This is a genomic window from Achromobacter sp. JD-1, from assembly GCF_038594925.1.
Classification (GTDB): Bacteria; Pseudomonadota; Gammaproteobacteria; order Burkholderiales; family Burkholderiaceae_B; genus Achromobacter; species Achromobacter spanius_C.
In genome coordinates, this window is sequence record NZ_JBCGCS010000016.1 from 75,649 (window position 1) to 97,667 (window position 22,019).

The following is a 22,019-nucleotide window of genomic DNA, read 5'->3' on the forward strand; positions in this document are numbered from 1 at the left end:
CTTCACCCATCCTACGATCACCGTGTTGTGCAGCCACCGTAGGATGGGTGAAGCGCGAGGATGGCCGTGGCAAGAAAAAGGCGCGGATCGCGCGTAACCCATCTGCCGCCATGGAACACCGCGTGGCTCGTTAGCGTTGTGGCGGGCTTCGCGTTGCGGGCGGCGCTGCTTGATGGGTTTCGCGCGAATTACGCTTGGGTTCTTTTCCTGGGCATCCCGCGCTTCACCCATCCTACGATCACCGTGTTGTGCAGCCACCGTAGGATGGGTGAAGCGCGAGGATGGCCGTGGCAAGAAAAAGGCGCGGATCGCGCGCAACCCATCTGCCGCCATGGAACACCGCGCGCCATACGAACGTATGGCATCCGTTATGCGTGCCGAATTCATCTCCCTATCGCGGCGCACGTTACGCCAATTTCCTATGCTTCCCTTTTCACTCCGGAGGCGGAAATGACTGCGTATCGGCGTTTGTATATCCCTGGTGGCACTTACTTCTTCACCGTCACCGCGCAGGCTCGGGAACATCAGGATCTTACCGTTCACGCAGCGTGGCTAAAGGCCTGCATACGGGCGGAACAACAGATCGCGCCGTTCGCGGTGCTGGCGGCGGTATTGTTGCCCGACCATCTGCACATGATCTGGCGGCTGCCCGCAAGCGACACCGACTACTCTGGCCGCTGGCGCAGGATAAAGGCGCGGTTTTCCCGGGCGCTGCGCCCTTACACCGTCCGCCGCAGCATCTACCGGAAAGGCGAACGCGGCATCTGGCAGCGGCGCTTTTGGGAACATGCCATACGCGATGAACGCGAACTGTCCGCCTGCATCCAGTACATCCACATGAATCCCATCAAGCACGGTTATGTTTCCGCGCCCGACGCCTGGGAGCACACGACGTTTCACGCTTGGCAAAAACGGCAAGACGACTGGTACAGCGCTTGTCGGCACACCCATAGCTTGCAACCTACACGGACCGCGCCCTAGCGCGCCATCCCTCAAGGCTTGCGACAGGCGCATGCCAGACCCTGCCGCGTCGACACACCCATCACTCGCGACCAGCACGGGCCTCCCCCCAACGCGCCATCCCAAGGCTTGCGACAGGCGCATGCCCCCCCTACCGCGCCGCCAACTTTCGCTTGTCCGCCAATTGCTTCCACCGCACCGCTTCGCTTTGCACGAAGGCTCCCAATTCAGCGGACGTACCGTGGCGAACTTCCGCGCCTTGTTCGGCAATCTTCGTTGCGACTACCGGGTCCGACAAAGCTTGATTCAGCGCCTTGTTCAGCTTGACCACAACCGCCGGCTCGACCTTGGCTGGGGCGAAGATGGCGTACCACTGCGGCACGTCCACGCCCGCCACGCCCAATTCCGCCAAGGTCGGCAACTCCGGCAGCGCCGCGATACGGTTTGACCCTGCTACCGCCAGCGCCTGGATCGTGCCTGACTTCAGGTGGGGGTACACGCTGAACAAGCTGGGAAACATCACCTGCGTCACGCCGGCCAAGGTGTCGTTCAGCGCCGGCGCGGAACCTTTGTAGGGCACGTCCAGCATGGCGAGACCGGTGGCCTGGTTGAAAAGCTCACCCGCGATTGCCGGCGCAGTGCCGGGCCCGGCAGAAGCGAAGTTCAGGCCATCGGGGTGCTCGTGCCCATACTTCACCAGCGCGGCCACATCCTTCACCGGTATGCGCTTGGACACGACCATGATGGTGGGCGAATCGGCCACCATGCCGATGGGCGTGAAGTCCTTCACGGGGTCGTAGTTCAGCTTCTGCATGGCGGGGTTGATGCCATGCGTGCCGATGTAGCCCAACATCAGCGTGTAGCCGTCCGGCGGCTGGCGGGCGACATAGTCGGACGCGATCGCGCCCTGCGCGCCGGGCTTGTTCACCACGATGACGGTCTGGCCGAGTAGTTCGCCAACCTTCTGGCCCACCACGCGCGCCAGCACGTCGTTGCCGCCGCCCGCGGCGGTGGGCACGACCAGGGTGATCGGGCGTTCGGGATACTCAGCCTGTGCGGCGGCGCTTGCAGCCAGCAGCATGGCGGCGGCGCAAAACGTTTTGATGAGGTGATGCTTCATTGCTTGTCTCCAGATATAGCGATTGCCGTGTTGTGGCAGCCTCTTTGCGGGCCGCTTCGGCGGAATAAAATTTCGGATCGATCAGTGATTTAAAACTGGCGTGTTACGCAACCGCGCGCATCGGTTCATCGCCCGCCAACACATAATGGCCAGGCACATACAACAGCCCCTTCATGATCTTGCGCGCCGTCCGCACCAGGCCCGCGCCGCGCACCTCGCCACTGACCGTGTCCAGATCGACATCGATGTCCATGCCTCCGGACGGATGTTCAATGCGCACGGTGCGATAGCCCTCCACCACGGGCGGCCCACCGCAAGCATGCGCCACGGTGCCCGGCATCAGAAACGCGCTGGCCACGCCCACTGCACCCGTAGCCGCGTGGGCACGATGGCAGGCGTGGGGCGTGAAATAGCGTGAACGCAGCGCCAAGGCGCCCGCGCGTTCGCATGGCGCCACCAGCACCGGTTTGGGTATGACGCTCTGCGACACGTCACCCAACCCCATGCGACGCCCCGCTTCCAGCCGTATACGTTCCATGCGTTCAAGCAAGCCGGAATTGCCATCCAGTTGCGCGGACGTTTCATCGCCACGCAGGCCGAAGTCCTGGGCGCGCATCAATACCATCGGCATGGCCGCATCGATCAGCGTCACCGCTACTCCGTCAACATATTCCTGCCGCTGCCCGGTGGGAAACAGCTTGCCGGTGATGGCGCCCCACGCCTCCAGAAAGTTCAACCGCACCGGTGCCGCCGTGCCCGGCACGCCATCGATGCGCGCATCGCCTTCATAGGTCAGGTGGCCGCCCGGCGTCTGCACCACGGCTTCGATCACCGCGCCGGTGTTGACGTTGTGCACCCGCACCGAGGTGACGCCATCGCGCGGCACGACCAAGCCTTCGTCGATGGCAAAGGGCGCGGCGCCCGACAGCATGTTGCCGCAGTTGGGTCGGGTGTCGACCATGGCGCGGTCCACCGACACCTGCGCAAACAGGTAATCGATATCGCAGTCGGGCCGGGTCGAGCGCGAGACGATGGCGACTTTGCTGGTCAGCGTGTTGCCACCGCCCAAGCCGTCAACCTGTAGCGCATGGGGCGAACCCATGGCGGTCAACAGCAGGCGGTCGCGCTGCAGGGGGTCGGCCGGCAGCCAGTCGCCCAGAAAAAAGGGGCCGCGCGACGTGCCGCCGCGCATCAGTACGCAAGGGATTACGGTTTCCATGGAAGCCATTCTGCGACTTGGCGGCTATTATTTGAATTGCAACTTACGGATGGATTAATGCATGGCACGCATCAATTTCGATTTGCAGGAATTGCAGGCCTTCGTGGCGGTAGCCGAACGCGCCAGCTTTCGCGCGGCGGCCGACGACCTGCACTTGTCGCAGCCCGCGCTCAGCCGGCGCATCGACAAGCTGGAAAGCATCCTGGGCGCGCGCCTGCTCGAACGCACCACGCGGCGCGTAGCCTTGACGCAGGTGGGGCGCGTGTTCCTGGAGCGCGCCCGCAGCGCCATCGACGAACTGGAAAGCGCCGTGCTCAGCATCGGCGACCTGGCCGCGCAGCGCGGCGGGCTGGTGACGGTAGCCTGTGTGCCGTCCGTGGCCTATTACTTCCTGCCGTCCGTCATCCGCGACTACACCGAGCGCTTTCCGCGCATCCGCGTACGCATCATCGATGAAACCGCCAACACGGTGCTCAATAGCGTAGTGACGGGCCGCGCCGATTTCGGCATCAGTTTTTTCGGCACCCAGGAACCAGATGTGGATTTCAAGGCGGTGCTGCGGGAAGACTTCGTATTGGCGGTGCGCCGCGACCACCCGCTGGCTGGCCGGCGCAGCGTGTCCTGGGAGGCGCTGTCGCAGGAACGCTTCATGACGGTGGCCAAGGAAAGCGGCAACCGCCTGTTGATTGACGATGCGCTGGCAAAGAGCGGCAAGCGCACCGTCAGCGCGTTTGAAGTCAGCCACGTGATGACCTTGCTGGGCCTGGTGGAAGCGGGCCTGGGCGTGGCCGCCGTGCCGCAATTGGCCATGCCGCTGGCGGGTCACGCCACGCTGACGAGCGTCAAGCTGGAACATCCGCGCGTGACGCGCACGCTGGGCCTGATCGCCCGGCGCGGCCGCCCCCTGGCGCCCGCCGCGCAACAGCTTTATAACTTGATCCATCAGGCTGGCAAGACGGCTAAACGCAAAACGCCATCCGCAGAACCCCTTACGCAGCCGTAATTCCATGACGCATTCCCCTACCCCGGAGCATTCCCTGGCCCTGCAACCCGCCACCGAAGAAGACCTGCCCTTTCTGCTCGCGCTGCGCAAAGCCACCATGCAGGAACATATGGAACGCGCCGGCGTGCCCGCGACTGACGCGGACCATCTGGCCCGCATCCAGTACCACTTCGACGACGCGCAGATCGTGTGGGTGGATGGCCGCCCCGCCGGCCTGTTCAAGCATTACCGCGATACGGACGGGTGGCACATTCTGCAGATACAGATCGCACCGGATTTCCAAGGCATGGGCCTGGGCCGCCGCCTGATCGAGCCCGTGCTGGACCGGGCAGACGCGGAAGGCGCGCCCGTCACCCTGAGCGTGTTGAAAGGCAACCCCGCCCAGCGGCTCTATGCGGCACTGGGCTTCACCCCCTTCAAGGAGACCGAGCTGGAATTTGAAATGCGTTACGAACCCGGCGCCGTCCGACCGGCCGGCTGAGCGTTGCAGATTTTTTTGGGCTGGCGGGAATAATCCCGCCATGGCCGGCGTCTGTAGCGGGCAGTCATCCCTTTCCCCCCATCTACGTACGAGGCTCACTATGCGCAAACACATCGCCGCCGCCCTGGTCCTGGGCTCCGCCGCCCTGTTCTCGGTCGGCGCCCACGCCCAAGCCGTCAAGACGCAGGACGGCATCCTGGTCAACAGCGCGGGCATGACGCTGTACACCTTCGACAAAGACGCCGGCGGCAAAAGCGCCTGCAACGACGGGTGCGCCAAGATCTGGCCGCCGGTCACCGCCCCCGCTGACGCCAAGCCCATGGGCGACCTGACGGTCATCACCCGCGACGACGGCTCCAAGCAATGGGCCCATAAAGGCAAGCCCGTCTACCTGTACGTGAAGGACACCAAACCGGGCGACAAGACCGGCGACAACTTCAAGGAAGTCTGGCACGTCATCAAGCCCTGATCCGCGACGATTCCCCGGTTGCCATGCGCGCCGACGACGAGGCCCTGATCCTGGCCTGCATCCCCAGCCTGCGGCGATACGCCCGCGGGCTGACGGGCGACCCGCATCGGGCCGATGACCTGGTTCAGGACACGTTGGAGCGCGCCTGGAGCCGCTATTCGCGATGGCAAAAGCGCGGCGAGCTGCGGGCCTGGATGTTCGGCATCATGCACAACCATTTCATCGACGGCGTGCGCGCCAACAACCGGCGGGCGGATCAGACTGCCCCGGGCGATCTGCCCGACATGCCGGTGCGCGCCACGCAGACCGATCAACTGGAGGTGCGCGACCTGGACCGCTGCCTGCAAGCCCTGCCGCCCGAGCAGCGGGAAGTGCTGTTGCTGATCTGCGTGGAAGACCTGTCTTACCAGGACACCGCGCGCGTGCTGGACGTGCCCATCGGCACGGTCATGTCCCGACTGTCGCGCGCCCGTGAGAAGCTGGGCGCGCTGATGCGCGGACACGATTCGGTCAGCCGCTTGCATCGCGTGAAATGACATGAACGAAAAATCCCTCCATCCCGTTCCCTGCTCGGGCAGCCCCATCACCGAAGCCGATCTGCATGCCTATGCGGACGGCCAGTTGGCCCCTGCCCGCCATGCCGAGGTCGACGCCTTTCTTGCCTCGCATCCGCAGGATCAGACCCGTGTGGCGGACTGGCAGGCGCAACGCCGTGCGTTGCATGCGCTGCTGGACCCGGTATTGGATGAACCTTTGCCATTGCGGCTGCCCTTGAAGGCGCCGTCGCGACAGTTGCCGTGGCGTGCGCTGGCCGCCAGCGTGGCGATCGCGGCGGTCAGCGCGGGCGCGGCGTGGACGGTACGCGGCGCGATGGATGCGCGCCATCTGCAAACCGTGCTGGCCACCGCCGGCCCGGACCGAGCGGCGGGCGGTTACGCCCAACGCGCCGCCATCGCGCATGCGGTGTATGCACCTGACATGGGCCGCCCGGTGGAAGTCAGCGCCGACAATGAAAAGGGCTTGGTGACGTGGTTGACCAAGCGCATGGGCGCACCGGTGCGCGCGCCATCGCTATCGCAGGTAGGTTATGAATTGGTGGGCGGCCGTTTGTTGCCGGGCGGCTCGGGACCGGTGGCACAGTTCATGTACGGCGCGGCGGACGGGCAAAGGCTGACGTTGTACGTCACCCGCGAAGCCGCGGGCGGCCAGACCGCATTTCAGTTCACGCAGGAAGGGTCGGTACGGGTGTTCTATTGGGTGGAAGGCCAGTTCGGCTACGCCCTTTCCGGCGCCGTCAGCCGCGATGAACTGCAACGAGTATCGCAAGAGGTTTATAAGCAGTTGCAGGGGTAGCGAAGCCGATTCGGTTACGGTAGCCAGATGCGTTACGCCGAGGGCACCGCCCGATGGGATTCTTTGCGAGCACCGTCCGATGGGTTACGCGCGATCAACACCGGTTTTCTTCAGAAGACATTTCCGCGCTTCACCCATCCTACGATCCACGAGCCGCACGTAGGATGGGTGAAGCGCGCAAAATCCGCCGCAAGAAAACCCACCATCGATCGCGCGTAACCCATCAAGCAGCCCCCCCGGTCACCGCCCCCCTTCCCTTGCCGCATGCAGCATATGCAGCGTGATCTTCCGCACCTCCGCCTTGCTCATCTCGATATGCGACTTCAGCATCCGTGCCGCTTCATCCCCGCGCCGTGCCAGCACCGCCCGCAAAATCGCCGCATGCTCCTCATACGTCGCGTCCACCCGAAAATCCTTGGTGAAATCCAAGCGCCGGACGATACGAATCTTCTCCGTCACGTCCCGGTGTATCTGCGCCATCTCCGGATTCCCGGCCGCCGCCACCAATGAACAATGGAACGCCTCGTCCAACTGCCCGACCAGCCGCCCGTCCAGAATCCGCTGCGGCGGTGGCACCAGCCACACGTCTTTCAACGCACCCAGAATGCCGGACTCATCCATGTGCTCGCGCGTGCACAGCTTGTCCACCGCCGCCTGTTCCAGCACCACGCGCACGTCGTACAGCGCTTCGAAGCGTTCGAAGTCAAACGGCCGTACCTGCCAGCCACTGCGCGGGCTGGCCAGCACGAAGCCTTCGCGCTCTAGCCGTGCCAAGCCCAGCCGCACCGGGGTACGGCTGACGCCCAGACGCGCCACCAGATCCGCCTCGGTAAAACGTTCACCCGGCAGCATCCGGAAATCGAACAAATCGTCCTTGATGCGCTGATACACCTGGTCAGCCAGTGACCCGGCCAGCACCGGCGCCTGCCGGATCGCCGGGCTGACCTGGACGGATTCCAGGCGCATCATCCCGCCACGGTGCAGGTGGCGTCTTCCGCCAGCACCACCAAGGGGTCGCCCGCGTTCACCGGCTTGCCCGGCACGCAGCGGATCGCAGTGACCGTGCCCGATGCCGGCGCAATCACCGACAGCTCCATCTTCATGGCCTCGACCACCACCAGCGTGTCGCCCGCCGATACGCTCTGCCCCACCTGGACCGGAATCTTCCAGATGTTGCCGCACATATCCGCGCTGACCATGCGTTCGCCCTCGCGCAACGCCGTGTCGGCGTCCACTTCAAGCGCGGGCGCCTCTTGCTCCGCCGCCACGTCTTCGCTCTTCCACAACGCCACTTCGGCGTCGAAGGCGCTTTTCTGGCGCGTCTGGAACACGGCGATGCTGTCGGCCTGCTCGGCCAGGAAGCGCTGGTGCGCAGCGAAATCGAACACCTCTTCTTCGATGCGCACCGTGGCGCGGCCTTCGCGGAAGTCTTCGCGCAGCACATCCAGCTCGGCCTCCGTAACCGGGTAGAAGCGCACCTGATCAAAAAAGCGCAACAGCCAGGGCTTGCCATCCTGGAACACCGGGTTCTTCAAGAACTTGTTCCAGATGGGCAAGGTGCGGCCGACCAACTGATACCCGCCAGGCGAATCCATGCCGTAGATGCACATGTACACGCCGCCGATGCCCACCGTGCCTTCCGCCGTGAACGTGCGCGCCGGGTTGTACTTGGACGTCAGCAGGCGGTGGCGCGGATCGATCGGCACCGCGCAAGGCGCGCCCAGGTACACGTCGCCCAAGCCCATGATCAGGTAGCTGGCGTCGAACACAATGTCGCGCACATCATTGCGGCTGGCCAAGCCGTTAATGCGCTGGATGAAGTCCACATTGTTCGGCAGCCACGGCGCGTTGGCGCGCACGGTTTCCTGATAGCGCTGCACCGCGCCCAGCGTGGCCGAATCCTCGAAGGCCATGGGCAGGTAGACCACGCGCGTGGGCACCTTCAGCGTGGCCACGTCGGCCAGGCCGGCCTCGATCTTCAACAAGCGTTCGATCAACGCGCCTTGCAGAATCTGGCGGCTGTCATAGCGGATCTGCAACGAGCGCACGCCCGGCGACAATTCCTGCACGCCCGCGATCGGGTCGGTATTCAACGCCTCCATCAGCAAGTGAATGCGCATGCGCAACGCCAGGTCCAGCACGTTGTCGCCGTATTCCAGCAGCAGGTAACCGTCACCCGCCTGGCGGTACGACACCGACGGGCGTGAGCCCTCGGCGGGCAAGGCGGCGACGATGGTTTCGGACACCGTGGCGGGCACGGGCGATGGCGCCGTTGCCGTGGGCGCTACCGCCGACAGTGCCGCCACGCTTTGGTCTTGCGCGGCTTCCAGCGCCACGGCCTGCGGGTAGTCCATGCGCACGAAGCGGATGCGGTCGCCCGGCTTCACCTGGCCCACCTTCCACAGTTCGGCGCGCGCGATGGTGACGGGGCACACAAAGCCGCCCAGGCTGGGGCCGTCGCGCGTCAGGATGACAGGGCTGTCGCCCGTGAAATTGATGCTGCCGATGGCGTATTCGCAATCGTGGATATTGGACGGGTGCAGGCCCGCCTCACCGCCGTTCTCGCGCGCCCAGGTGGGTTTGGGGCCGATCAGGCGCACACCCAGGCGGTTCGAGTTGTAGTGCACTTCCCAATCCGCCGCGAAGAAGGTGTCGATGGCTTCGGGCTGGAAGAAGTCCGGCGCGCCATGCGGGCCGTACAGCACGCCGATTTCCCAGGTGTTGCCGTAGGTGGGAATCAGCTCGGCCGGCGCGGGCATCGGCTCTGCCACGGGCGCGGCGGCACTGCCCTCGCCCAGCTCCGGCCGCACCAAGGGCAGCATGTCGCCCACGCGCAGCGTGCGGCCGGCGTGTCCGCCGAATTGGCCCAGCGCAAAGGTCGAGCGGCTGCCCAGGTAGACCGGCACATCAAGCCCGTTGCGCACGGCCAGGTAGCTGCGGCAGCCCGACAGCGCGCGGCCCGTGGCCAGCACCTGGCCGGAACGCACGGCAATCGGCTGCCACATCGGCACGGGTTCGCCATCCAGCGTGGCGGCGCATTCGGCGCCGGTCAGCGCCACGACGGTGTCGCCATGAAAACGCAAGGTTGGCCCGATCAGCGTGGCCTCGATGCCTGCCGCGTCCGGCGCGTTGCCGACGATGCGGTTGGCCAGGCGGAAGGCATAGTCGTCCATCGGACCCGAGGGCGGCACGCCGATATCCCAGTAGCCGGTGCGGCCGGGGTAGTCCTGCACGCTGGTGTAGGTGCCGGCTTCCAGCACTTCGATGGCGGCGGGCCGGTACGTGAAGCTTTCCAGGAAGCGCGTGGACAGCTTGCCCGCGCGGAACCGTTCGTCGGCAACGATCTGGCGCAGGTAGTCCAGGTTGGTGGCAATGCCGTGCAGCCGCGTGCGCGCCAAGGCGTCCGCCAACTTGTCCAAGGCGGCTTCGCGGGTGTCCGCGTGCACGATCAGCTTGGCCAGCATGGGGTCGTAGAACGCCGGCACGTCGGTGCCGGTGGCCACCCAGCCATCCACCCGTACCCCTTCAGGGAAGGACACCTCGGTCAGCACGCCCGGCGACGGCTGGAACTGGCGCAGCGGGTCTTCGGCGTACAGGCGCACCTCGATGGACGCACCCTGCGGCGCGCGCGACATCGCGGCGATGTCCAGCGCTTCGCCCGCGGCCACGCGCAACATGCATTCCACCAGGTCCAGGCCGGTGACGGCTTCCGTCACCGGGTGCTCAACCTGCAGGCGCGTGTTGACCTCCAGGAAGTAAAAGCTGTCGCGCGCCGGGTCGTAGATGAATTCCACAGTTCCCGCCGAACGGTAGTTCACCGACTCGCCCAACTGCACGGCCGCCGCCAGCAGGGCCGCGCGTGTGGCGGCCGGTAGCAGCGGCGCGGGCGTTTCCTCGATCACTTTCTGATTGCGCCGCTGCACCGAGCAATCACGTTCGCCCAGCGCCAGCACGCGGCCCGCGCCGTCGCCGAAGATCTGCACTTCCACGTGGCGCGCGTTATCCACATAGCGTTCGATGAACGCGCCGCCATCACGGAAGAAGTGTTCGCCCATGCGTTGCACGCTGTCGAACGCCACCGTCAGTTCCGCTTCGTTCTCGCAACGCGACAAGCCGATGCCACCGCCGCCCGCCGTGCTCTTGAGCATGACCGGGTAGCCGATGCGTTCGGCCTGCGACAAGGCTTCACCCAGGCTGGCCAAGAGCCCCGTGCCCGGCGTCATCGGCACGCCCGCTTCGGCCGCCAGTTCACGCGAACGGTGCTTCAGCCCGAACTCGCGGATCTGCAAGGGCGTGGGGCCCACGAAGGCAATGCCCGCCGCTTCGCAGGCTTCGGCGAATTCCGCGCTTTCGGACAGGAACCCATAGCCGGGGTAGATGGCTTGTGCGCCATGCTCGCGCGCGGCCGCCAGCAGCAGGTCCATGCGCAAGTAGCTGTCGACGGCTTTCTCGCCGCCCAAGGCCACGGCCACATCGGCTTCGCGCACGTGCGCGGCGTTGCGGTCGGGGTCGGAATACACGGCCACACTACGGATGCCCAGCCGCTTCAGGGTGCGGATGGCGCGGACGGCGATCTCGCCGCGGTTGGCAATCAGAACGGTATCGAACACGGTTCGGCTCCCAAATGGCTTGCTGGAATTAGCGGGGGGTGGCGGTGGGGTTGGCGCCGGCGGCGGCACTAAGGCTCGCCAGATAAGCGCGCCAGCCGCCAAAGGTGGTGATGTCGCGCGCGCCGTCCAGGCCGCGCGGCTCGCAGATGAAGCCCTTGACCAGGCGGCCGTCTTCCAGCTCCAGCGTGCCGATGCCCAAGGGCGCGGGAATCTCGGCCACGAAGGCGCCGAACGCCGTCACCGGCACATCCCACAGTTCCACTTCAATCGGCGCGCCGGACTCGGACTTCACCAGCCCCGGCTTGGGCGGCGTGGTGTTGGCCAGTGCATACAGGCGGTAGTCGCCCGCCGTGCGGGTCTTTTCAACCAGCACCGCGCGGCGCGAGGTCAGTTGATGGTTCAGCGGCATGCCGGTCAGGTGCGCGCCCACCACCGCCACGCGCACGGTGTCGGCGGGCGGGGTCGCCACGTCCATGCCGGCCGGCAGTGGTGCGCCGGTGGCACCCAGCGGCAGGCCGCGCTGCGCTTGCCACAGGCGGCCAAACTGCGCCAGCGCGCGGTCCTGCCAGGCCAGGCCGATCAGCGTGATGCCCGACGGCAGGCCGTCGGCGCGCATGCCGGCCGGCACCGCCAGCGCCGACAAGTCAGCCAGGTTGGCAAAGTTGGTATAGACACCCAGCCGCGAATTCAGCGTGACCGGGTCGGCCTGAAGCTGCGCGATGGTGTAGATGGACGGCGACGTCGGCACCACCAGCGCATCAAAGCCCGCCAGCGCCTGATGGATTTGCCGCGTCAGTTCAGCACGGCGGTACTCGGCCTTGAAGGCATCCAGCGCGCTGTAGTTGGCGGCTTGCTCGACGATGCCGCGCACCACGGGGTTGATGACCTCCGGCGTCTGCTTCCACAGGTCTTCGACCGCCGCGAAGCGTTCGGCCACCCAAGGCCCTTGATACAGCAGCGCGGCCAGTTCATTGAAGGGCGCGAAGTCTATCGTTTCCACTTCGGCGCCGGTGGCCTTCAAGGCCCGCACGGCGTCTTCGAACACCGTGGCCGCCTGCGCGTCGCCAAAGAATTCCAGCGTGGCGGGAATGGCCAGCTTGGGCGCGCGCGGCCAAGGCAGCGATGCGCCCGCCGGCATCTGGCGCGAATAGGGATCACGTTCGTCATAGCCGCCCGCCACCTCGGCAACCAGTTCGGCATCGGCCACGGTCAGCGCAAAGATCGACACGCAATCCAGCGTGCGACACGCCGGCACCACGCCCGCCGTGCTGAGCCAACCCTTGGTCGGCTTCAGGCCCACGATGTTGTTGAAGCCCGCCGGCACGCGGCCCGAACCCGCCGTGTCGGTGCCCAGGGAGAACGCCGCGATGCCACGCGCCACCACCGACGCGGAACCCGAGCTGGAACCGCCGCTGACGTAGTCGGCGTTGAAGGTGTTGGCCACCGCGCCGTGCGGCGAGCGCGTGCCCACCAGGCCGGTGGCGAACTGGTCCAGATTGGTCTTGCCGATCAGGATGGCGCCCGCGGCGCGCAGGCGCTGCACCACGGTCGCGTCCTCGCCCGGCGTGTAGGCGAACTCGGGGCAGGCGGCGGTGGTGGGCCAGCCGGCCGCGTCGATGTTGTCCTTGATGGCGAAGGGCACGCCATACAGCGGCAGGCGCGTCATGTCGCCGCCAGCCGCGGCCAGCATCAAACGCAGCCCGTCCAGTTGCTCATCCAGCGTGGCGCGGTCCACCCGGCATATCCAGGCATTGTCCGCCGGCCCGTCTTGCGGCGCGGCGTAGTCGGCCAATAGCGTTTCGGGCTGCGCCCCGCCTTCGCGATAGGCGGCTTGCCATTGCGCGATGGTCCAACCGATGGGGCTCGTCTGCGTTGCTGCGGCGTTCATGCTGGAATCCTTTCTTGTATACAAGTACGGATTCCCAAGCAATCGGCGTGCCATGTTTGGCGGCTGTGCGGCTTTCCCTCTGGCGCCGCATGCCGATGCCGTCAAACACGCGCGGCGAACGGCTCCACACCAGCCGCGCCCGCACCGCAAGCGGGCAGGACGCGCACCTGTTTTGTGCATGGCGCACGGTTTTGACCCGGCCATGCCAAGCGCACAAGCGCCAACCGCATTCGCGTAAACACCCCCTCTTCATACAGCGACGCACCTCGTCCGCCGCACTTGGCATGCCTTTTGCTTTGAGGTCCTTGAAGTCCTTGTCGTCGACTGTTTTCCGAGATCGTTCCTGCCGGCCAACCCGGCACATTCCAAATCAGGAGTCACCATGAAACGCAGACTAGCCCTTAAGCAACTGACCGCCGTGAGCCTGTTGGCCATGTCCGGCTGGATGCCGCAGGTATTCGCCGCCGAAGACACCATCAAGGTCGGCATCCTGCATTCCTTGTCGGGCACCATGGCCATCTCGGAGACGTCGCTGAAAGACGTTGCGCTGATGACCATCGACGAAATCAACGCCAACGGCGGCGTGATGGGCAAGAAGCTGGAAGCCGTGGTGGTGGACCCCGCGTCGAACTGGCCGCTGTTTGCCGAGAAGTCGCGCCAATTGCTGTCGCAAGACAAGGTGGCGGTGGTGTTCGGCTGCTGGACCTCGGTGTCGCGCAAGTCGGTGCTGCCGGTCTTCAAGGAATTGAACGGCCTGCTCTTCTACCCCGTGCAATACGAAGGCGAAGAGCTTGAGAAGAATGTGTTCTACACCGGCGCCGCGCCCAACCAGCAAGCAATCCCGGCCGTGGAATACCTGATGAGCGAAGACGGCGGCGGCGCCAAGCGCTTCGTGCTGCTGGGCACCGATTACGTCTACCCGCGCACCACCAACAAGATCCTGCGCGCCTTCCTGCACTCCAAGGGCGTCAAGGACAGCGACATCGACGAGGTCTACACGCCGTTTGGCCATTCCGACTACCAGACCATCGTCGCCAACATCAAGAAGTTCGCCACCGGCGGCAAGACGGCCGTCATCTCGACCATCAACGGCGATTCGAACGTGCCCTTCTACAAGGAACTGGGCAACGCCGGCCTGAAGGCCACCGACGTGCCGGTCGTGGCGTTCTCGGTGGGTGAAGAAGAACTGCGCGGCGTGGACACCAAGCCGCTGGTCGGCCACCTGGCGGCATGGAACTACTTCGAATCGATCAAGAACCCGGTCAACGCGGAATTCATCAAGAAGTGGAAGGCCTACGCCAAGGCCAAGAACCTGCCCAACGCCAACACGGTCGTGACCAACGACCCGATGGAAGCCACCTACATCGGCATCCACATGTGGAAGCAGGCCGTGGAACAAGCCAAGACCACCGACGTGGACAAGGTGATTGCAGCGATGGGCGGCCAGAAGTTCAACGCGCCGGACGGCTACACCATCGAAATGGACAAGAGCAACCACCACCTGCACAAGCCGGTCTACATCGGTGAAATCAAGGCGGACGGCCAGTTCAACGTGGTGTGGAAGAGCAAGGGCCCGATCCGTGCCCAACCCTGGAGCCCGTACATCCCGGGTAATGAAAGCAAGCAAGGCCTCTAAGCGGAGCTAGCATGCACATCGCGGCAATCGCCCATTTCTTGCGTCGTTCCATTCTTGCGTGGCTGCTGGCCATGCCGCTCCTGGCCGCGCCCGCGGCCGCGGCTGGCGTGGACCCCGCCCTGCTTGCGCCGCTGGCCGGCGACGACACCGACGCCAAGCTGCAAGCGATTGCCGCGTTGGGCCAACACCCTGACCCGCTCGCGGCGGCGGTCTTGCAGGCGCTGGGCAATGACCAGCTCTATGCAACGGCCGATGGCCGCGTGCTGATCGGGCAGGACGACACACGCGCCACCGACCCCGTCACGGGCGCGGCCGTGGACCTGCCCGCTGACAGCGGCACCGTCAGCATCAACAACCGCCTGCGCCGCGCCATCCAGGCCGCGCTGGCGGGTTCGCGCTTGTTCTCGGACCAGCCCGAAGAACGCCTGGCCGCCGCGCGTCGGCTGCAACAGACGGGCGACCCGGCGCGCCTGCCCATGCTTGAAAAAGCACTGGCCTCTGAAAAGAACGAAGCCGTGCGCGAAGCGCTGTTGATCGCGCAGGCCAACCTGGAATTGAAAAGCACCGACCCCGCCAAGCGCCTGCATGCCGTAGAGGTGCTGGGCGAAACACGCAACGCCGGCTTCCGCCCCATGCTGGACTCGCTGACGCAGCAGCGCGACGGCGTCTACGTCGAACCCGATGCGCGCGTGCGCGATGCGGCGGCCACGGCGCTCAAGCAGATCGACCGCCATCTGGCCACCATCGAATGGGCGGGCAACCTCTTTTATGGCATCAGCCTGGGTAGCGTGCTGCTGCTGGCCGCGCTGGGCCTGGCCATTACCTTCGGCCTGATGGGCGTCATCAACATGGCGCACGGCGAGCTGCTGATGATTGGCGCCTACGTGACCTATGTGGTGCAGACGCTGTTCCGCGCCTGGCTGCCGGGCTGGCTGGACTGGTATGTGGTGGCCGCGTTGCCGCTGGCGTTTGTGGTGACGGCGCTGGTCGGCATGGCGCTGGAACGCACGGTGATCCGCTGGCTGTACGGGCGCCCCCTGGAAACGCTGCTGGCCACCTGGGGCATCAGCCTGATGCTGATGCAAGGCGTGCGCACGTTGTTCGGCGCGCAGAACGTGGAAGTGGGCAACCCCAGTTGGATGTCCGGCGGCATCAACGTGCTGGGCGGGCTGGTGCTGACCTATAACCGCATCGTCATCATCGGCTTTGCGTTCTTCGTGGTGTTCCTGGTGTGGGTGCTGCTGAACCACACGCGGCTGGGCCTGTTCGTGCGCGCAATTACGCAGAACCGGCGCATGGCCGATTGCGTGGGCGTGCCCACCGGGCGCGTGGACATGCTGGCGTTTGGCCTGGGCTCCGGCATTGCGGGGCTGGCGGGCGTGGCCCTGTCGCAGTTGGGCAACGTGGGGCCAGACCTGGGCCGTGGCTACATCGTGGATTCCTTCATGGTGGTGGTGCTGGGCGGCGTGGGCCAGTTGGCCGGCACCGTCATTGCCGCGATGGGCCTGGGCGGCGTGAACAAATTCCTGGAGCCCTATGCGGGCGCCGTCATGGCCAAGATCACCATCCTGGTGTTGATTGTGCTGTTTGTCCAAAAACGGCCGCAAGGCCTGTTCGCCCCCCGCGGCCGGAGCGTTGAATGAAACAGACCGCGCTGACCGATCTGAGCTTGCTGACCCGCCGCCCACTTTTTTCGGGCCGCGCCTGGACGGCCCTGGCCGTGGCGGCCGCGCTGCTGGCGCTACTGCCGCTGCTGAACCTGGTGTTTCCGCCGGGCCACGCGTTACACGTGTCGGCCTACGCCGTAGCGCTGCTAGGCAAGTTCATGTGCTATGCCATGGCCGCGCTGGCCTTGGACCTGGTGTGGGGCTATGCGGGCATCCTGTCGCTGGGCCATGGCCTGTTCTTTGCGCTGGGCGGCTACGCGCACGGCATGTACCTGATGCGCGCCATCGGCCGCGACGGCGTCTACCAAAGCAACCTGCCCGACTTCATGGTGTTCCTGGACTGGAAGGACTACCCCTGGTACTGGGCGTTCACCGAACACTTCTGGTACGCCATGCTGCTGGTGATGCTGGTGCCGGGCGTGCTGGCGTTTGTGTTCGGTTACTTCGCCTTCCGCTCGCGCATCAAGGGCGTGTACTTTTCGATCATCACGCAGGCGCTGACGTTCGCCGCCATGCTGCTGTTCTTCCGCAACGACACGGGCTTTGGCGGCAACAACGGCTTTACCGATTTCAAGCGCATCCTGGGCTTTGACATCACCGCGCCGGGCACGCGCGCCACCTTGTACTGGATCACGCTGGCCGCCTTGGCGGGCGCCCTGATCCTGGCGCGCATCGTCACGCAATCCAAGCTGGGCCGCGTGCTGACCGCCGTGCGCGATGCCGAAAGCCGGCTGCGCTTCATCGGCTACGACCCCTTGGGTTTCAAGCTGTTCGTGTGGACCTTGTCCGCCGTGCTGTGCGGCATCGCGGGCGCTTTGTACGTGCCGCAGGTGGGCATCATCAACCCCAGCGAAATGTCGACCGAGACCTCGATTGAAATGGTGATCTGGGTGGCCACCGGCGGGCGCGGCACGCTGATCGGCCCCATCATCGGCGCGGGCGCGGTCAATGGCTTGAAGACCTGGTTCACCAGCGTGCTGCCCGAATTCTGGTTGTATGCACTGGGCTTGATCTTCGTGTTGGTGACGCTATTCCTGCCCACCGGCATCGTGGGCCTGGCCCGCCGCATCACGGCACGCTTGCAGGAGAAAAAGGCATGACCAGCACGCATACCGAACTGGCCGCGCTGGACGGCGGCCCCAGCGGCGACGCCGGCTACGGCCGCGTCAGCCCCAAGGGCCTGGACACCAGCCACGGCGCCATCCTGTACCTGGAAGGCATTACCGTCAGCTTCGACGGCTTCAAGGCATTGAACGACCTGACGCTGGACATCGGCGTGGGCGAACTGCGTTGCATCATCGGCCCCAACGGCGCGGGCAAGACCACGATGATGGACGTCATCACCGGCAAGACGCGACCCACGGCGGGCACCGCGTTCTTTGGCCAGAGCATCGACCTGACGACCCTGAACGAAGCGCAGATTGCGCACGCGGGCATCGGCCGCAAGTTCCAGCGGCCCACGGTGTTCGAGCAGCACAGCGTGTTTGAAAACCTGGAATTGGCGATGAAGACGGACAAGCGCGTGCGGCCCACGCTGTTCTCGCGCTTGACCGGCGAACAGGCCGACAAGATCGGCGAAACGCTGGACCTGATCCGCCTGCGCCCCGAAGTGCAACGCCCTGCCGGCCTGCTGTCGCATGGTCAGAAGCAGTGGCTGGAAATCGGCATGCTGTTGATGCAGGAGCCGCAGTTGCTGCTGCTGGACGAACCGGTTGCCGGCATGACCGACGCCGAAACCGAGCGCACCGGCGAGCTGCTGAACGAACTGCGCGGCCGCCATTCGCTGATGGTGGTGGAACACGACATGGACTTCGTCAACCAGATTGCGGGCGACGGCAAGGTGACGGTGCTGCACGAAGGCTCGGTGCTGGCCGAAGGGCCGATGAGCAAGGTGCAGGCCGACCCGCGCGTGATCGAAGTCTACCTGGGGCGCTAAACATGCTGGACGTAAGCACGATCAACCAATACTACGGCGGCAGCCACACGCTGCGCGGCGTGTCGCTGTCGGTGCGCCAGGGCGAGTGCCTGGCGCTGCTGGGCCGCAACGGCGTGGGCAAGACCACGTTGCTGAAATGCGTGATGGGCGTGTTGCCCGTGGCCAGCGGCAACATCGCGTTCGACGGCGCCGACATCACGCGCCTGGCGCCGCACCAGCGCGCCGCGCGCGGCATGACTTATGTGCCGCAAGGCCGCGACATCTTCGCGCGGCTGACGGTGGAAGAGAACATCCTGATGGGCATGGCGACGAAGCCCGCCGCCCGCGCGCGCCGCATCAAGGAAGAGGTCTTTGAACTGTTTCCCGTGCTGAAGAGCATGCTGTCGCGGCGCGGCGGCGACTTGTCCGGCGGACAGCAGCAACAGCTTGCGATTGCGCGCGCGCTGGTGGCCGAGCCCAAGCTCATCATCCTGGACGAGCCCACCGAAGGCATTCAGCCGTCCATCATCAAGGACATCGCGCGCGTCATCCACATGCTGCGCGAACGCGGCGACATCGCCATCCTGCTATGCGAGCAGTACTTCGATTTCGCGCGCGAACTGGCGGACCAGTTCGTCGTGCTGTCGCGCGGGGAAGTGGTGGCCAGCGGCGACCGCAGCGCCATCGATGGCGAGGACGTGCGCAGGCACTTGTCGGTATAGCCATGGGCTAGCGTCGAAAGCCGTGGCGCGGGCGTCTTCAGATTTCCTTGATGTTGTGCACGCATGGGAAAACTGCTCCGATATAATTCCGCTCCATGTGCTTCGCTACTTTCCTGACTCGCCCCAACCTGTGGATCGCGCTTGCCGCGATCCTGTGGGCGTCGTTGGCGCCGTCGCTAGCGCATGCCTTGAGCCTGTCGCCCGACGGCCATCACTTCCATCGCATCAGCGTGGAATACTGCGTCAGCGAAGGCGAAGCCAGCGGTACGCTGACGCTGGAAGTGCCGCACAACGACTCGCATAACGACCTCGATAGCCCGCACGGCAGCAAGGCCGACGACGCCCATGGCGATCATCATTGCCCGCTGTGCCGCAACCCCCATGCCGACGTGAGCATCCTGCCCACGGCCGTGCCGGTGGTGCCCGCCCCCGTGGGCCGCACCATCACCTACCCGCCGCTGTTCTTTCTGGCGGAAAACTCCCTTCATGCCTGGAGCGCGGTTCAGCCGCGCGCACCGCCCGCAAACTGAGCGGGCCTCGGTTGTTGCCGCCTTGGATTTCTGCTGCGTAGTTTGTCCGCAGCGTGATCGTGGCAGCGCCGTGCGCCCCGCTTACGTCTTCCCCTGACACGCATGACTAGCGGCTTTCTCCGCCAGGCTTAGCGCCGTCGACATCAGACCCTCGCGACGCGTCGCGCCCCGCTTGTGACCAGGCGGCGCGCTGGATGCGCTCGCCCGTTTGCTTGCTTGCCGACCTCCGACATGAAACACACGACTCTTTACTCCTTGCTGCTGGGCGCCATCGCCGGCGCTCCCGCCTTGGCCTTGGCCGACGAACCTGCCGTGAAGACCCTGGCGCCCACCACCGTCTACGGCGCGGGTTACGCCGCACCCGCGCCCAATGGCGTGATCGACCTGGACGCCCACGACAGCACCGGCAGCCGCCTTGGGCTGACCCTGCGCGAAACGCCGGCCAGCGTCACCGTGATCTCGCGCGAGCAGATCGAGGCACGCGGCTCCTTGAACACGCAGGAAATCGCGCGCGGCATTCCCGGCGTGAACAACGCCTCGCCCCCCGGCAATGCCGGCGCGGTCAGCTATCGCGGCTTTTCGGGTGGCCAGGTGTCGCAACTGTTCAACGGCATTTCCGTGCAGTACGACGCCATTGCCGGACGCCCCGTCGATAGCTGGATCTACGACCGCGTCGAAGCCATCGGCGGCCCCGCCACCTTTCTGTTTGGCGCAGGCGCGGTGGGCGGCGCCATCAACTACGTGACCAAGCTGCCCGAACTCGACACCTTCTACGACGCCCAGTTCCGGCTGGGTTCGTTCAACAGCCAGCAGCAGTCCATCGGCCTGAACCAGCAGTTGGCGGGCGATGCAGGCGGCCAAGGCCACTACCTGCGCATCGACGCCAACACCGGTTCCAGCCACGGCTGGGTCGACGGCAACCATAGCCGCGCCACTCAGGTGGCCGCGTCCTTGCTGTCGGACCTGGGCGCCGACGTGACCCAGACCTTCGCCTTTGAATTCCAGCGCGAACAGGTTGACCGCCCCTACTGGGGCACGCCGCTGAAGTCCAACGCCAACGGCGTGGTGCAGGGCGCGGGCCACATCATGGATGGCACGCGCTTCAAGAACTACAACGTGAATGACGGCCTGTACGAGCAGTCGGTGCTGTGGGCGCGTTCCGTGACCGAATGGCGCGCGGGGTCGAACCTGACGTTGAAGAACACGCTGTACCACTACCGCGCGGACCGCGACTTCCGCAACCTGGAAAGCTATCGTTTCAACGCCAACAACAGCCTGGTGCTGCGTTCGGGCGCGCTGCTGCAACGGCACGAACAGCGCCTGGTGGGCAACCGCATTGAAGGGCTGTACCACTCATCCATCGCGGGCCTGCGCAGCGATTGGTCGTTTGGCGCCGACATCAGCCAGAACAAGGTCACGCGCTTTCCCACCAGCCTGTCCGGCACCGTGGACGCCGTGGACCCCTACGATTTTTCGGCGGGCGATTTCTACGACATTCCCGGCATGACGCGCGGCCACAAGCCCGACCGCGAGAACCGCATCCGCACCTTTGCGCTAACGCTGGAAAACCGCACGCAAGTGCTGCCCGGCGTGGCCATTGTGTCGGCCCTGCGCAAGGACTTCATCGACCTGGACCTGACCAACCGCCGCGCCGTCACCGCCACGTCACCCGCCAGCGCGCAGCGCAGCTATTCGCCCTTGACCGGGCGCTTGGGCGTGAACTGGGAGATCAGCCCGGAAGCGTCGCTGTACGCGCAGTACGCCACCGCGGCCGATCCCCCGTCGGGCCTGATGGCCACGGCGTCCTTCGCCGACGTGCTGAACAACGACAAGCTCACCACCGGCACGCAGGCCGAAGTCGGCGGCAAGTTCAACTTCTGGGATGGGCGCGGCGCGGCCACCGTGTCGGTCTACGAGATCAAGCGCAAGAACCTGGCAACGTCCGACCCCAACAACCCCGGCGTCAGCGTGCCGGTGGGTGCGCAGTCCGCGCGCGGCGTGGAACTGGCGGGTGGTTTGCAGCTGACGTCGAAGCTGTCATTGCAAGGCAACGTGGCGTTTGTGGACCCCAAGTACGACGACTTCACGCAGTCGGTAGGCGGTGTATCGGTGTCACGCAACGGCAAGGTGCCGACCAACACGCCGCGCCGCCTGGCCAACGTCTGGGTGGACTACGCCTTCGTGCCGGACTGGAACGCCAGCGTGGCGGCGCGCTACGTGGGCCGCGCGTATGCGGACGCGGCCAACACCGTGTGGGCGCCGTCCTACACCGTGTTTGACGCGGCGCTGTCGCACCAGGTCAACCGCAACGTGAACGCGACCTTCCGCGTGCGCAACCTGACCGACAAGGCCTACGCCGCGAACAGCAGCCCCACGATGTACTACCTGGGCGCGCCGCGTTCGGTGGAACTGAGCTTGCAAATGCGGTTCTGACGAACGCGCTTAA

At 65.5% G+C, this 22,019-nt stretch carries 18 protein-coding genes; 13 read left to right on the forward strand and 5 right to left on the reverse strand.

Annotation, left to right across the window (positions count from 1 at the left end):
* Positions 1-60 precede the first annotated feature (60 nt).
* Positions 61-981: an REP-associated tyrosine transposase gene (locus WBR68_RS22315; RefSeq protein WP_230695280.1), complete on the forward strand. Its 921-nt coding sequence runs from the start codon at positions 61-63 to the stop codon at positions 979-981.
* Between the two features lie 130 nt (positions 982-1,111).
* Here the strand turns inward: WBR68_RS22315 and WBR68_RS22320 are convergent, their stop codons facing one another.
* Together WBR68_RS22320 and WBR68_RS22325 are read right to left on the reverse strand one after the other, a co-directional pair.
* Positions 1,112-2,080 carry a Bug family tripartite tricarboxylate transporter substrate binding protein gene (locus WBR68_RS22320; protein ID WP_230695281.1) on the reverse strand — a complete coding sequence of 323 codons (969 nt, stop codon included), beginning with the start codon at positions 2,078-2,080 and terminating at the stop codon, positions 1,112-1,114.
* 103 nt (positions 2,081-2,183) lie between these two features.
* Positions 2,184-3,299, reverse strand: a complete 1,116-nt coding sequence (locus tag WBR68_RS22325; protein WP_230695282.1) for a 4-oxalomesaconate tautomerase — start codon at positions 3,297-3,299, stop codon at positions 2,184-2,186.
* A gap of 61 nt (positions 3,300-3,360) precedes the next feature.
* On the opposite strand from WBR68_RS22325, the gene WBR68_RS22330 reads away from it, so the two are divergent.
* The 5 genes from WBR68_RS22330 to WBR68_RS22350 all read left to right on the forward strand — a co-directional run bounded on the left by WBR68_RS22330 (position 3,361) and on the right by WBR68_RS22350 (position 6,605).
* Positions 3,361-4,302: a LysR family transcriptional regulator gene (locus WBR68_RS22330; protein WP_230695283.1), complete on the forward strand. Its 942-nt coding sequence runs from the start codon at positions 3,361-3,363 to the stop codon at positions 4,300-4,302.
* Positions 4,303-4,306: 4 nt separating this feature from the next.
* Positions 4,307-4,783 (forward strand): GNAT family N-acetyltransferase, encoded by a 477-nt coding sequence (locus WBR68_RS22335; RefSeq protein ID WP_230695284.1) that lies wholly within the window; start codon positions 4,307-4,309, stop codon positions 4,781-4,783.
* Positions 4,784-4,883: 100 nt separating this feature from the next.
* Positions 4,884-5,252 carry a COG4315 family predicted lipoprotein gene (locus tag WBR68_RS22340; protein ID WP_050448207.1) on the forward strand — a complete coding sequence of 123 codons (369 nt, stop codon included), beginning with the start codon at positions 4,884-4,886 and terminating at the stop codon, positions 5,250-5,252.
* A 23-nt stretch (positions 5,253-5,275) separates the two neighbouring features.
* The gene (locus tag WBR68_RS22345) at positions 5,276-5,788 is read left to right on the forward strand and encodes an RNA polymerase sigma factor (protein WP_050448206.1); all 513 of its coding nucleotides are present in this window, start codon (positions 5,276-5,278) and stop codon (positions 5,786-5,788) included.
* A gap of 1 nt (position 5,789) precedes the next feature.
* A complete protein-coding gene (locus WBR68_RS22350; protein WP_230695285.1) occupies positions 5,790-6,605 on the forward strand; it encodes an anti-sigma factor family protein in 816 nt (271 codons plus the stop codon).
* A gap of 240 nt (positions 6,606-6,845) precedes the next feature.
* Here WBR68_RS22350 and WBR68_RS22355 read toward each other — a convergent pair whose 3' ends face one another.
* From WBR68_RS22355 to atzF, 3 genes are read right to left on the reverse strand one after another with little or no spacing between them, the layout of a single operon-like run.
* Positions 6,846-7,574: a GntR family transcriptional regulator gene (locus tag WBR68_RS22355; protein ID WP_230695286.1), complete on the reverse strand. Its 729-nt coding sequence runs from the start codon at positions 7,572-7,574 to the stop codon at positions 6,846-6,848.
* Entirely contained in the window at positions 7,571-11,215 is a 3,645-nt protein-coding gene (uca, locus tag WBR68_RS22360) for an urea carboxylase (protein WP_230695287.1), read from the reverse strand. Before uca ends, WBR68_RS22355 begins: the two co-directional genes overlap by 4 nt.
* A gap of 28 nt (positions 11,216-11,243) precedes the next feature.
* On the reverse strand, positions 11,244-13,103 hold the full coding sequence (atzF, locus tag WBR68_RS22365) for an allophanate hydrolase (protein WP_230695288.1): 1,860 nt from the start codon (positions 13,101-13,103) through the stop codon (positions 11,244-11,246).
* A gap of 382 nt (positions 13,104-13,485) precedes the next feature.
* Here atzF and urtA point away from each other — a divergent pair, with 382 nt between their 5' ends.
* From urtA to WBR68_RS22400, 7 genes are all read left to right on the forward strand, one after another.
* Positions 13,486-14,739, forward strand: coding sequence for an urea ABC transporter substrate-binding protein (urtA, locus tag WBR68_RS22370; protein ID WP_050448201.1), 1,254 nt, complete (start codon positions 13,486-13,488; stop codon positions 14,737-14,739).
* A gap of 11 nt (positions 14,740-14,750) precedes the next feature.
* Positions 14,751-16,382 (forward strand): urea ABC transporter permease subunit UrtB, encoded by a 1,632-nt coding sequence (gene urtB, locus WBR68_RS22375; protein ID WP_230695289.1) that lies wholly within the window; start codon positions 14,751-14,753, stop codon positions 16,380-16,382.
* On the forward strand, positions 16,379-17,506 hold the full coding sequence (urtC, locus tag WBR68_RS22380) for an urea ABC transporter permease subunit UrtC (RefSeq protein ID WP_230695290.1): 1,128 nt from the start codon (positions 16,379-16,381) through the stop codon (positions 17,504-17,506). Before urtB ends, urtC begins: the two co-directional genes overlap by 4 nt.
* Positions 17,503-18,342, forward strand: coding sequence for an urea ABC transporter ATP-binding protein UrtD (gene urtD / locus WBR68_RS22385; RefSeq protein ID WP_050448198.1), 840 nt, complete (start codon positions 17,503-17,505; stop codon positions 18,340-18,342). The genes urtC and urtD overlap by 4 nt, the downstream gene beginning before the upstream one ends.
* Positions 18,343-18,344: 2 nt before the next feature.
* Positions 18,345-19,043 carry an urea ABC transporter ATP-binding subunit UrtE gene (gene urtE / locus WBR68_RS22390; protein WP_230695291.1) on the forward strand — a complete coding sequence of 233 codons (699 nt, stop codon included), beginning with the start codon at positions 18,345-18,347 and terminating at the stop codon, positions 19,041-19,043.
* A gap of 95 nt (positions 19,044-19,138) precedes the next feature.
* Entirely contained in the window at positions 19,139-19,573 is a 435-nt protein-coding gene (locus tag WBR68_RS22395) for a DUF2946 domain-containing protein (RefSeq protein ID WP_230695292.1), read from the forward strand.
* 231 nt (positions 19,574-19,804) lie between these two features.
* A complete protein-coding gene (locus tag WBR68_RS22400; RefSeq protein WP_230695293.1) occupies positions 19,805-22,006 on the forward strand; it encodes a TonB-dependent receptor in 2,202 nt (733 codons plus the stop codon).
* Positions 22,007-22,019 lie beyond the last annotated feature (13 nt).